Source organism: Kothea flammea, assembly GCF_052161645.1.
Classification (GTDB): domain Bacteria; phylum Planctomycetota; class Planctomycetia; order Pirellulales; family Pirellulaceae; genus Laterigemmans.
Window position 1 is genome coordinate 5,965,627 of the sequence record NZ_CP197414.1, and the last position, 12,918, is coordinate 5,978,544.

At 56.7% G+C, this 12,918-nt stretch carries 9 protein-coding genes; 6 read left to right on the plus strand and 3 right to left on the minus strand.

Features of this window, described 5'->3' with window-relative positions:
* The first annotated feature begins 3 nt into the window (after positions 1–3).
* The 6 genes from SH139x_RS22380 (at position 4) to SH139x_RS22405 (ending at position 7,095) form a co-directional block, all read left to right on the plus strand.
* Positions 4–2,163, plus strand: coding sequence for a M3 family metallopeptidase (locus SH139x_RS22380; protein ID WP_488351989.1), 2,160 nt, complete (start codon positions 4–6; stop codon positions 2,161–2,163).
* The gene (gene mog / locus SH139x_RS22385) at positions 2,160–2,702 is read left to right on the plus strand and encodes a molybdopterin adenylyltransferase (protein WP_488351990.1); all 543 of its coding nucleotides are present in this window, start codon (positions 2,160–2,162) and stop codon (positions 2,700–2,702) included. Before SH139x_RS22380 ends, mog begins: the two co-directional genes overlap by 4 nt.
* Positions 2,703–3,734, plus strand: coding sequence for an EamA family transporter RarD (rarD, locus tag SH139x_RS22390; RefSeq protein ID WP_488351991.1), 1,032 nt, complete (start codon positions 2,703–2,705; stop codon positions 3,732–3,734).
* 173 nt (positions 3,735–3,907) lie between these two features.
* Positions 3,908–4,252, plus strand: coding sequence for an Hpt domain-containing protein (locus SH139x_RS22395; RefSeq protein ID WP_488351992.1), 345 nt, complete (start codon positions 3,908–3,910; stop codon positions 4,250–4,252).
* Positions 4,253–4,415: 163 nt separating this feature from the next.
* A complete protein-coding gene (locus SH139x_RS22400) occupies positions 4,416–5,807 on the plus strand; it encodes an MFS transporter (protein ID WP_488351993.1) in 1,392 nt (463 codons plus the stop codon).
* 13 nt (positions 5,808–5,820) lie between these two features.
* Positions 5,821–7,095, plus strand: coding sequence for a lysophospholipid acyltransferase family protein (locus SH139x_RS22405; RefSeq protein ID WP_488351994.1), 1,275 nt, complete (start codon positions 5,821–5,823; stop codon positions 7,093–7,095).
* A 3-nt stretch (positions 7,096–7,098) separates the two neighbouring features.
* Here SH139x_RS22405 and acnA read toward each other — a convergent pair whose 3' ends face one another.
* From acnA to SH139x_RS22420, 3 genes are all read right to left on the minus strand, one after another.
* Positions 7,099–9,816 carry an aconitate hydratase AcnA gene (gene acnA, locus SH139x_RS22410; RefSeq protein ID WP_488351995.1) on the minus strand — a complete coding sequence of 906 codons (2,718 nt, stop codon included), beginning with the start codon at positions 9,814–9,816 and terminating at the stop codon, positions 7,099–7,101.
* 135 nt (positions 9,817–9,951) lie between these two features.
* A complete protein-coding gene (locus tag SH139x_RS22415) occupies positions 9,952–11,232 on the minus strand; it encodes a DUF790 family protein (protein ID WP_488351996.1) in 1,281 nt (426 codons plus the stop codon).
* The gene (locus tag SH139x_RS22420) at positions 11,222–12,751 is read right to left on the minus strand and encodes a DEAD/DEAH box helicase (protein ID WP_488351997.1); all 1,530 of its coding nucleotides are present in this window, start codon (positions 12,749–12,751) and stop codon (positions 11,222–11,224) included. The genes SH139x_RS22415 and SH139x_RS22420 overlap by 11 nt, the downstream gene beginning before the upstream one ends.
* Between the last annotated feature and the right edge of the window lie 167 nt (positions 12,752–12,918).

Consider the following 12,918-nt stretch of genomic DNA (forward strand, 5'->3'; position numbering starts at 1 on the left):
ACCATGCAAACGAAATATGCCCCACCACTGTGTCCAGTCTTGGTCCTGTCTCTCTTTGCCAGCGGTGTTTTTTATACTTCAGCCGCAGCTCAGCCTGCCGGAGCCAAACAGACCGTGAACAGTCGCTCGATATTGCTACAGCCCTGGAAAGGCCCTTACGGTGGCGTACCTCCTTGGAATGAAGTTCGCGTCGACGAATTTGTCTCCGCCTTCGACATGGCCATCGCCGAGCATGTCGCCGAGATTGAGGAAATCGTGAACAACCCGGCTGAGCCTACTTTTGAAAATACGGTGGTCGCTCTGGAACGTGCGGGGAAAACGCTGCAGCGGGTGAGCGCGATTTCCGGAGTCCACTCGTCGAATCTCAACCTTGGCCCGATTCCCGACATCGAACGCGTGGTGGCACCAAAATTATCGGGGCATGACGATTGGATTACGCAAAACAAGCCATTGTTTGCTCGCATCGAAACCTTATACATGAATCGTGATTCGGCCAATTATACGGTCGCTCAAACGCGTTTGCTGGAAGACCGTTATAAGGATTTCGTGCGGTCGGGTGCCAAGCTGACTGAGGAGGAAAAAAACAAACTTTCTCAGCTCAATAAACGGCTGGCGAGTCTCTACACCGACTTCAGCCAAAATGTCTTGGCCGACGAACAGAACTATGTAACTTGGATCGAGGACGCACAGCGTTTGGCCGGTATGCCGGAGAGTGTCGTGGCAGCCATGGCGGCGGCCGCCCGGCAGCGTGGACGAGCCGATGCGTGGGCCGTTACCAACACCCGCTCTTCGATGGATCCGTTCTTGACCTACGCCGACGACCGCGAATTGCGTGAGCAGGTTTGGCGGACTTATTATGATCGTGGTGATAACGGTGATGAACACGACAACAACGCGATCATCACCGAAATCCTCCGCCTCCGCGCGATTCGCGCCAAGATGCTGGGTTATCCCACGCACGCTCATTGGCGACTAGAGCCGCAAATGGCTCAGACCCCCGATGCCACCATGGATCTGATGATGCAAGTTTGGCCCAAAGCGGTGGCGCGAGTTCGGGAGGAAGTCGCCGATATGCAGCAAGTGGCTGATCGCGAGGGAGCCGATTTCAAAATCGCCCCCTGGGATTACCGTTACTACGCGGAAAAAGTTCGCAAGGAAAAATACGACCTCGATTTCAACGAAGTAAAACCTTATTTGCAACTGGAGAAGCTGCGGGAAGGCATGATGTGGGCCGCCGGCCAGTTGTTTGGCTTTCAATTCATACCGACTTTTGAAGTCCCCACCTTTCATCCCGATGTGCGAGTGTGGGAAGTTCATGACGCGGCGGGAAACCATGTGGGTTTATGGTATTTAGATCCTTATGCTCGCGAAGGAAAACGCAGCGGTGCGTGGATGACCGATTACCGCCCCCAGGAAAACATGGGCGAGCCGATTTCAACGATCGTATCCAACAACTCGAATTTTGTCCCCGGTGCGGCGGGCGAACCGGTGTTGATCTCTTGGGATGATGCGATCACTTTGTTTCACGAATTTGGCCACGCTTTGCATGGACTCTGCTCACAAGTCAATTATCCTTCGCAGTCGGGAACCTCGGTGGCCCGCGACTATGTGGAGTTCCCTTCACAGTTGAACGAACATTGGCTCGACACCCCCGAAGTCTTGGGTAAGTTTGCCTTGCATTATCAAACGGGGGAACCTTTGCCAGCAGCGTTGTTAGAAAAAATCAAACGCGCGTCAAACTTTAATCAAGGGTTCGGTACCGTCGAATACTTGGCCAGCGCCTTGATTGACATGAAATTGCATCTCGCCGGTGACGCGCCGATTGACCCTGACAAATTCGAGCGGGAAACGTTAGCCGAACTGGGCATGCCGGCTGAAATCGTGATGCGTCACCGCACTCCGCACTTCAGCCACATCTTCGCCGGCGATGGCTACTCGGCTGGCTATTACAGTTACCTCTGGTCCGACGCGTTGACGGCCGATGCGGCCGAAGTGTTCGAGCAAGCTGGCAGCTACTATGATCCGGAAATCGCTAAACGGTTGTTCGACACCATCATGTCCGTCGGCGACACGATTGACCCGGCCGCTGGGTTTCGCGCGTTTCGCGGGCGTGATGTCGATACCACGGCCTTGTTGCGGAAACGGGGATTTCCAGTCGAATGAGTGCATTGGATTCGATTCGCATTGGCATTGTCACAGTCTCCGACAGGGCCAGTCGTGGTGAGTATGAAGATCTTGGCGGTCCGGCTATCGAAGGCTACTTGCAGTCGGTGCTCGATTGCCCATGGACTCCGTTGCGACGGTTAGTGGAAGACAATCGCGTCTTGATCGCTGATCACTTAATTGAATTAGTCGATCAGGAAAAGTGTTGCTTGGTGATTACCACCGGAGGCACCGGACCGGCCTTGCGCGATGTGACTCCCGAGGCGACCGAACAGGTTTGCCAGCGGATTTTGCCCGGTTTTGGCGAATTGATGCGGCGAGTTTCGTTAGAAAAGGTTCCCACCGCGATATTATCAAGACAGCTGGCCGGGATTCGCGCTCGCGCCTTGCTGTTGAACTTGCCTGGCAAGCCAAAATCGATCGCAGAATGCTTAGACGCGGTCTTCCCGGCGATTCCCTATTGCATTGATTTAATCGAAGGACCTTACTTGACCACCAATACCAGCCGCTTTACCGCCTTTCGGCCGCCAGGCGCGTAAATGGCTAAACGCGACTCACAGCATCGAATTGGCTTGATTTGTGCCGTTTCGGCGCACTGCATGTGGGGATTCTTTCCAGTTTATTGGAACCTCCTCAAGGACATCCCCTCGATCCCGCTAGCGGCCCATCGAGTCGTTTGGGCCTGCCTAATCTTGACGTTGCTGGTGCCGATTTTGATCTGGCGGAAGCAGGAAATTTCGCTCACGGCGCTGGCTGGCCACCTCCGCAGCCCGCGAGTTTGGGGATTGTACGCACTCTCCGCCGCCATGCTGGCCATCAACTGGTTGGCTTTCATCTGGGCAGTCAACCACGGCGCCATTCTGCAGGCCTCGCTGGGCTACTACATCAACCCCTTGCTGAGCATCATGCTGGGAGTGTTGGTGCTGGGAGAACGTTTGCAGACCAGCCAATGGTGCGCCGTGGGGATCGCGGCTTTTGGGGTGCTGGTAATGACCGTCGCAGGAGGCGGGCTGCCCTGGGCATCTTTGGCGATGGCCTGCGCCTTTGCCACCTACGGGCTGATCAAAAAGAAGACACCCCTGCCGAGTCTCTCGGGCCTTTGGTTGGAAGTGCTGATCTTGTGCGGACCGGCGTTGTTGTTTTTGTTATTGGTCGATTCCGGGAACAGCCAGGCGGCTATTAGCAGCGGAACAACAACCACTTTCACAGTCGCGACTTGGTTGCTGTTGTTCGGTGGCGGGGCGGTGACGATTTTACCGCTGACTCTCTTTGGGATTTCCACCAAGCGGTTGCCCTTATCGACCGTCGGAGTGCTGCAGTACGTTGGTCCGACTTTGCAATTTCTGGTTGGAACGGTCGTCAATCACGAGCCCTTTGGGCTGTGGCGACTGGCTGGCTTTGCTTGCGTTTGGACTGGTTCCATTTTGTATTTGATAGGCACTCGGCGACACAGCCTGCGAAACTCTCGGGCCGCAAAGCTGCTCGCGGAGTCTACACCCACCGGCGCGGCACCGCCCAAGCTATCATCACCCCCCTCCCCAACGCCTTCCCCCTCGGGTGTCCGGTCGTAGCGAATGTGCCTTTGGCATCGCTCGCTTTGCCTACGGAGATGCGAAATCGAGGGGCATTACAGGCCGGAGCGAGCTGAATTGGCAAAATAAGTGTAAGAATTGCCTGGAGCCAGCTTGCGGTGTTCATGTCCCTCCGCGGCAAACGGTTAGGTTAACTCGGAGAATCACCGATCATGAATTCGCTGTTGAACGATGAAAGCCCCATTTATTCGTCTCTGGCGAATGACGAAATGATGTGCGAACTGGTCGAGGAATTTGTCGGTGATATGCCCCTGCGGATTGAGGCTTTGCGGCAGGCACTTGCCGCGGATGATATCGACACGGTGCAGCGACTGGCCCACCAGCTTAAGGGCGCTTTTGGCAGTTACGGCTTCGAGCAAATGACGGAACCAGCTCGGAAGTTGGAAAAGAGCGCAGCGGAATCCCGCGATCAGATTGATGTCATCCGGCAAGATGTTGACGCCTTGGTCGGCTATTGCTTAAGACTGACCGCCGCCAAACCACCCGCCGCCGGCTGATTCAAAAAGGCAAATTTCGCGCAGCATGCCCGGGCTGCGGGCTCTAGGTTCTCAGCTAGTGCCCCACGAATGTGCGAAATCTGCTACGATTGCCGCACTAGTGGGGGTCTGATGGAACGGCCCCTCCTCCATAATCCCTCGAGATTTGCGGCGTGCGTGCATCGTGAAAAGTAATTTGATTAAACGCGGCTTTCTTGCGCTCACCGTCACGCAGTTTTTTGGGGCGGCAAACGACAACATCCTCAAAACCGTGCTCACTTTCATGGTGGTCGACGGTGCTTGGCGGGGCGATTTGGGGGACGGTGGTCAAGCCCTGGTGGGGATCTGCTTTACCGTTCCCTTTATCTTACTCTCGGGCTACAGCGGGCAATTAGCCGATCGCTACAGCAAGAGTGCTCTCAGCAAGATCATCAAGTTCGCCGAGTTGCCGATTGCGCTGCTGGCAATGGTGGGATTTTGGGCGGACAACCTCTGGATCACGCTGTTTGCCTTGATTGCCTTGACATGCCAAAGCGCGTTTTTTGGACCTTCAAAATACGGCATGATCCCGGAACTGGTGGAGCCCGGCGACTTAAGCCGCGCCAATGGCTCGATCAACATGATGACGAACATTGCCGTGATTGTAGGCACATTGGTGGCCGGCTGGGTCAGCGATGCCTATTCGCCCCAATCAGAATCGGGGGGGGCTGCGGTTGCAGAGGGGGCAGCGGTTGCGGACAAAGTCGTGGTTGCCGGCGAGGCTGCGGCTGCCGGTTTGCCCTGGCTGCCCGGGATGGTGCTGGCGGCCGTTGCCGTGCTGGGCATCATTTCCGTATTCTTTCTGGGTAAACTACCGGTAGCCAATAAACAGCCGCAAAAGTTTGATTGGAACCCCTTTACCACTTACATCATATCAATTCGCGAAATGGCCAAAACGCGGTTGCTGATGGTGATGATGGCGTGGGGATATTTTTATATGTTGGCGGGCATCGCGCTGTTTATTATTCCTGAGTACACTCGCATCCTTAGCGTGACGCGATTTGAAGCCAGTTTATTGCTGGGCGTGATGGGCATTGCGATTGGTATCGGTTGCGTACTAGCCGGACTGATTTCGGGCCATCGGATCGAACCGCGGCTGATCCCCCTGGGCGCTTTTGGCCTGACCCTGTTTTTCTTTTTGCTGGCGATTCAGCCGACCCGCACCGCCGAAAATTCACTGACTGGTTCGGCGCTGGCGGTGCTGATGAGCAAAGAGTCATGGTTTATTTTTGGTGCTGGTATTTCCGCGGGCTTCTATATCATTCCTTTGCAAGCACTGCTGCAATATCTTTCTCCGGATGATGAGCGTGGTCGCTTCTTGGGAACTGCCAATGCCGTGTCCTTTGCCTTCATGACCGGCTCCGCATTGATTTACAAAGTGGTGGCCCCACTATTTCCCGACAACCCGCAGCAGATTTTCATGATCTGCGCCGTGTTAATGCTGGCTGGAGTCTCTTTCTTCTTATACCGGTTACGGGGGACTGGAATCATGTTCGGTGGCGGTTCGATTCAGAAAACCGAGGGTGAGCAAGTCTAGCAAAGGAAATACCATGAATCGCTATCATATGCAGTTTGCCCCGGCGGTCTGGAAACCTTGTCTGAGGCCTCGCGTCGTGCGTTGGCTTCGGCCGCTGCGGTTGCGTCATCAATATCGAGCTCAACAATTAGTGGGGATCGATCTGCAAGGAACGGATGCGGTGCGTCAAGCGCTGCGAGATGGTTGCGGCGTGATGATCATGCCCAATCATCCCAGTCACGCGGATCCATTTTCGATCTATATGGCTGGAGACGAACTGCAAACACCACTGCACGTAATGGCCACTTGGCATGTGTTTCACAACAAGCCTCGATTGACTCAGTGGTTGCTGCAAAGCCATGGTTGTTTCAGCGTCGATCGGGAAGCGAATGACATTGGCGCTTTTCGCACCGCGATTGATCTTTTATCGACGAGAAAAGAACCGCTGGTGATCTTCCCCGAGGGAGAAATCTATCACTGCAACGATCGCGTCACTCCGTTTCGAGACGGCGCCGCGGCGATTGCCGTGGCGGCCGCCAGGCGAGCTAAACGTCCCGTGGTTTGCGTTCCCTGCGCGATCTCCTACCGTTACTTAAGTGACCCCACCGATGCGTTACAACAATTGATGGGACAGCTCGAAGCGTCAATTCACTGGAAACCCCAGCCGCAAAAGCCGCTGGAAGAGCGCATCTATCGCTTTGCCGAAGCTCTGCTGGCACTCAAAGAAATCGAATATTTTGGCGTGGCTCAAGCGGGCGACTTGGCCGACCGCATCCGCGGGTTTCGCGCGCACATCTTAAACGACATCGAAACTCGCTATCAGCTATGCGGCGGCAATACGGCCAGCTTGCCGGAACGGGTCAAGGCGGCGCGGCGGACCATCATGGAAGCGTTATCGAGTGGCCAGGAGGCGGCAAACAACGAGCAGGCGGCCACAAATCAGCGGCCAGCGAATCAGCAGTCGGCAAAGCAACAGGCTGCCGCAAACCAGGCCACCTCGCAAATGGAGAACGACTTGGAAGATTTGTTCCTCGTCGTCCAGTCGTTCAGTTATCCGGGCGATTACGTGCTGCAACGCCCATCCATTGAGCGCATGGCCGAGACGCTGGATAAATTCGAGGAAGACGTTTTGCGGCAAGATACGGCCAGGATTCGGGGAGAGCGGAACGTCAAAGTCCAGTTTGCCGAACCGATCGAAGTGGTTCATGATCGCAAAAACAAAGAGCAAGTCAGCCAACTCTCTCGCCAAGTGGAAACGGCCGTCCAGGACATGCTCGTTTCCATGCGAGGCGAGAGTGTGATGATCTAGTGCTTAGCTGGCCAAACTGCGGAGCACCGTGTTGAGAATCCCGCCATTTTGATAATAGCGAATTTCCACTGGCGTATCGATTCGCACGATGCAAGTGAAACGTTTAACCGAGCCATCGGGAGAGGTGGCCACAACTTCGGTCATGCTCCGCGGCGTCAGGTCGTTGTCGAGCCCGACGATATCAAACGTCTCTTCGCCGGTTAAACCTAGCGATTCCCAGGTTTCGCCATCGGCAAACTGCAACGGCAGCACGCCCATGCCCACCAGGTTGCTGCGGTGAATCCGCTCGTAGCTAGCCGCGATCACCGCCTTAACACCTAACAACATGGTCCCCTTGGCGGCCCAGTCACGACTGCTGCCCGTTCCGTATTCGGCACCGGCAATGACCACCAACGGGACTTGGTCTTCAGCGTATTTCATTGCCGCGTCGTAGATACTCATTTGCTCGCCGTCGGGCAGGTGACGCGTCACGCCTCCCTCGGTGCCGGGTGCCATTTGGTTGCGAATGCGAATGTTGGCAAACGTTCCTCGCACCATTACGCGGTCATTTCCGCGACGGCTACCGTAGCTGTTAAAGTCTTTCGGATCGACGCCGTTGGCCTGGAGGTAACGACCTGCTGGGCCATCTTTGGCGATCGCACCGGCGGGAGAAATATGGTCGGTCGTCACGCTGTCGCCCAGCAATGCCAACACGCGAGCGCCGCGGATGGGCTTGATATCGGGTACTTCCGCCGTGACCGAAGCGAGGAAGGGTGGCTCCTGAATGTAGGTGCTGGTGTCATTCCAGGCGTACAAGCTGCCGCCGGTGATTTCAATCGCGTTCCACAATTCGTTACCCTGCATCGCCGCGGCATACTCGTCGACGAACGCTTTTGGATCGACCACACGTTCGATCGTGTCGAGCACTTCCTGGGTGGTCGGCCAAATGTCTTTCAGATACACATCTTGCCCTGATGTCCCTTGGCCAATCGGCTCGGTCACCAAGTCGATATCGGTGGTACCCGCCAATGCGTAAGCGACTACCAGCGGTGGGCTGGCCAAATAATTGGCTCGCGTCAGCGGGTTGACACGTCCCTCAAAATTGCGGTTTCCGCTGAGCACCGCCGAGGCGACCAGGTCACCCGAGGTGATCGCGTTTGCCACCGGTTCGGGCAGCGGACCGCTGTTACCGATGCAAGTCGTGCAGCCGTAGCCAACGGTGTGGAAGCCCAGTTCACGCAGGCTGTCAGTAAGCCCCGCTTTGGCCAAATAGTCGGTGACCACGCGAGAGCCGGGAGCCAAACTGGTTTTCACGTAAGGCGGTACGGTCAATCCCAGCTCAACGGCCTTTTTGGCCACCAAACCGGCTCCCACCATCACCGAGGGATTGCTCGTGTTGGTGCAGGAAGTGATGGCGGCGATTACCACCGATCCGTGACCAATCTCTGAGCTTGAACCGTTGTCTTCGACGTTGGCTTTCGTACCCAATTTGTCAGCCGCGAGTCCGAAGCCGCGATCGGCAATCGGAGCGGTCAACGAGTTGCGGAACGAGGCCTTCATGTCGGAGAGCGCGACGCGGTCTTGGGGGCGTTTAGGGCCGGCCAAGGCGGGCACGATCGTGCCCAAGTCGAGTTGCAGTTGCTGGGTATAGTTCAGTTGTGGCCCGCCGTCGAGGCGGAACAAGCCTTGCTCTTTACTGTAACGTTCGACCCGCTGCACCAATTTTTCGCTGCGGCCGGTGCGGCGCAGGTAAGCCAGCGTCACGTCGTCGACGGGGAAGAAGCCCATCGTGGCGCCATACTCAGGTGCCATGTTGGCGATCGTCGCGCGGTCGGCCAGCGACATATTGGAAACGCCAGTGCCGAAGAACTCAACAAACTTGCCAACCACTCCGTGGGCACGCAAGATCTCGGTCACACGCAGCACCAAGTCGGTGGCGGTGGCCCCTTCGGGCAAAGCGCCGGTTAATTCGAAACCGACCACTTCCGGCATCAACATGTATAAGGGTTGGCCCAACATGTTGGCCTCCGCCTCAATACCGCCGACACCCCAGCCCAATACGCCCAGACCGTTGATCATCGTGGTGTGGCTGTCGGTGCCAACCAAGGTGTCCGGCATGGCGACGCGGCCAAACTCGGTCTCGCGGACGCAAACAACGTCAGCCAAGAATTCCAAATTCACTTGGTGGACAATGCCCACGTTCGGCGGCACAACGCGGAAATTGTCAAAGGCTTGCTGTCCCCATCGCAAGAATTCATACCGCTCGCGGTTCCGCACAAACTCAATATCGACGTTGCGGTTGAGCGCATCATCGGAGCCGAAAAAGTCGACTTGCACGCTGTGATCAATCACCAGGTCGACCGGGATCAAGGGATTGATCTTGGCGGGATCACCACCGAGGCGTTCCATGCCGGAACGCATCGCGGCCAGATCGACCACCGCGGGAACGCCGGTGAAATCTTGCAACACAACCCGCGCCGGCTTGAAAGGAACTTCATCCTTCGCCGGGGCCTTGGCATTCCAAGCAGCCAAATTGCGAACATCCTGCTCGGTGACTTGAAAACCGTCACAGTTTCGCAACACGGCTTCCAACAAGACGCGAATCGAGAATGGCATCCGGCTGATCTCTCCCAGACCGGCCTCTTCCAATCGACTGAGTCGATAGATTGCCATCGGGCCATCGCCCGACTCGAAGGTATCACGCGCGTTAAAAGGATCGAACGGGGCCTTGGCTGTGCTCATCGTTGCTCTCTCCGGCGACTCGACGCGGCGGAGTCTTCCAAGTTGGTGAGGTGGGGGCGAAACAGTCGGTGTTCGGGCTAGCGGCCGATTTCAGATGAGGCGGCGTTGCTGGTCGGCACCGATACGTCCCAGATTCTATCGGTCTGACTGCGGTTTGTCAGTCCGGCTTTGGATTCCGAGCAATTCTTCGGCAATCGCCACCAATTTATAGGGGTCAAAGCGGTTACCCAACTCCAGCCGTGGTACATCGGGCCAATCGGGTTCCGCTGCCCCCTGCGTTCGCTTGGGAAAAATCAGGATCCAATTAGGTGGCTGGCTGGCTCCCGCGGGCGTTTGACAGAACTGCCGCAACCTGATCGCTTTCTCGGCCAAATATTCGGGTGTCCAAAAGCCAATAAACTCAACGTACACCGGTTTGGCGTGATCTTGATGCCAGAGCACGAAATCGGGAGTTAAAACTGTCTGCCCCTGAAATAAAACTTCGGCCTCTCGCTCCATCCGCCAGCCCGCCGGCTGGACTTGCTCCCAAGCGTCGGCAATTTCCGCCTCTTGCTGGGAATCAAACTCCTCGGGGCTGGCCAGCGGCGAGCGGAGCCCGTGAGCTGGGCTGAGGCCGAGCGTGAACAAACGCTGCTTAGGGCCCAGCACTTTGGCTTGCAATTCCCAGTCGGGCAGGGTCAACAGTTTGGGCAGCAAGCAGGCGTAGCGAATTCCGTATCGCCAAGTCTGCCGCAGCATCGAGGTCGGACCATCAAAAACGAAAAGGTAACGCCGAGGTCGTTCGCGAAGCTCGATGCGATGCATCAACCCGGCTAATTTTGCGTGCCGCAGAATGGTCTTGAATTCGCTCTTGGCGATCACGCTCATCGAGGTCGCCTTGTAGAGACAGGCTTGGTACTGAGCCAAGTTATACTGCGAAAGTAAATCGACCGGATTTTCAATCTCAGGAAACTCACGCAATGTTTGCAGCTCGATCACGTCGGCAAATAGCTGGGCCTCAATCTCGCTCCAAGGTCGCCCCAGTTCCTCACTGGCTCGCTGCCGCGCGGCCTCGAAGGTGTGCTCGAACAACCCTTCTGGTTTAGCCACCAAAGGGTGCAGCTCTGCTCCCAGGGCAAACAGTTTTTGCCGTAACTGGCGAGCCGCCCGACGGTCGCCATAATACTCAGCTCGATCGTCCAGCAGTTTGCAGAAAGCGGCGATCCGCCGGGGTGGACAGTCGGGCAAACGCGACAGCACACTTTCCACACGCCCATGCAGCTGTTGCCGCGTTTGCCCGATTCCGCGGCGATAAATGTCGATCATCGTGCGGGCTGCGCGGAGGTAATGATCGTGCCGACCTTGGCGAAGCTGGTCGGGAAGGACTTGGCCGGTGGAAAACTGGTATCGCAAAATGGCCTGTTCGCTACGCAACATCAGGGCCACCCTCGCCGCGAGTGGGCTTGTCTGCAGCTGGCCCCGCTGCTGGCCCGCTGGCCACATCTTGCTTCGTTCGAAAGGCCTCGTGTCGCCGACGTTTGCGACTGCGTTCGACCTCTCCGCTGGCCGACGTTACGACCTCATACAGCACCGCCGGTCGATTGGCGTCGCGGGCATTTCGCCGCAACAGGCGTCCCAACCGTTGCACCGCTTGGCGGCTGCTGCCCATGCCGCCGAGCACAATCGCTACTTTAACGGCCGGCAGATCGATGCCCTCGTCGAGGACTTGATTAGCCACCAACACAGGATAACGTCCGTCGGCAAAGCCTTCCAGCAAGTCGGCCCGCTCGCGTTTACCACAATGGCTGAGCAAACAAGGCACCATGAATTGCAACGCGATCTCCCGCGCCATCACATTGGAGCCGACGAACACCAAAATACTTTCGCCGGCGTGGCTGCGAAACAGCTCGCTGAGAATTTCCAACTTGGCCGCGTTGCGTTCTTCCAAGCGTTTCTTAATGCGGGACGCCCGCAGCGCGCGGCTAGCTTCTTTGGCTTGCTCCGGCGCGGTGTCGGTCGCCGCCACTTGTTTATAAACATCGGGCCACTGAAAACTAGGATCGAGACGTCGTTGCTCGGCCACATAGCGGCTGATGATCTCACCCAACTCGCGATAACGCCGCAGTTCCCCTTGGGTCATTTCGACGGCGACGCGGCGGACTTGATAATTGGCCAGCGTGCGTCCCGTGGCGGCTGAGATCGCTTGCTGATAGAGCACCGGACCGACCAGCGTTTGCAACGTAGCCACACGTTCCTTGTCTGCAGGCAACGTGGCGGTCAAGCCCAGCCGACAAGGTGCGGCCGACATCTTGGCAGCGTCACAACGCCATTGCCCTGTTAAATGATGCACTTCATCAAAGATCAACATGCCAAACCGGTTGCCGAGGCGATGCATATGAATCGTGGCACTCTCATACGTTGTCACCGAAACCGGCGAGACGCGATGCACGCCGTCCCCAATCAACCCCGCATCGACCCCCGTGGCCGCGAGCAGACGATTGTGCCATTGATACATCAAGTCTCGGGTTGGCACCACGATCAAAGTGCTGGTCTCGCCCCGACGAATCAACTCGATGGCCACCACGGTTTTTCCAGTCCCCGTCGGCATCACAATCAATCCCCGGCCGCCGCCATCCTCAAAAGCTTTGCACGCCTCCTGTTGGTCACTCCGCAGTTCCACTTGGCTGCCGCGTGGGAAAGTAACGTCGAAGGTTGCCAAGACTTCATCGATTAAAACTGCTGGAGGTGCGTCAGCGGCTTGCTGTTGGAAAAACAATTCCAGCAGCCGGGAAACGGTCGCATAGTGCTGGGCATCAGCGCGGTAGCAATCGTCGCGGTGGTCAAACAGAAATGGACCTTGAGGAAATAGTGCGGCTACCAACTGAGATGTTGCGCCCCGTAATCGCAGCGTCCCTTCGTGAAATTCTAAATGGATGGGAGACGCGGCGGATTGCACTAGAAAAACCTTTGTTTCTTGAGCAGCGGGTGTTGTTTTGTTGCTTGGACTTTCGGCGGCGCGAAAGGTGACAGTTTTTCGGCGGCGCGAAAGGCGACGATTTCGTGGTACTCGTGCTCGATCGATTGCTCCGGTACTTTGTTATTCAGGTCTGTTCCAATCATGGC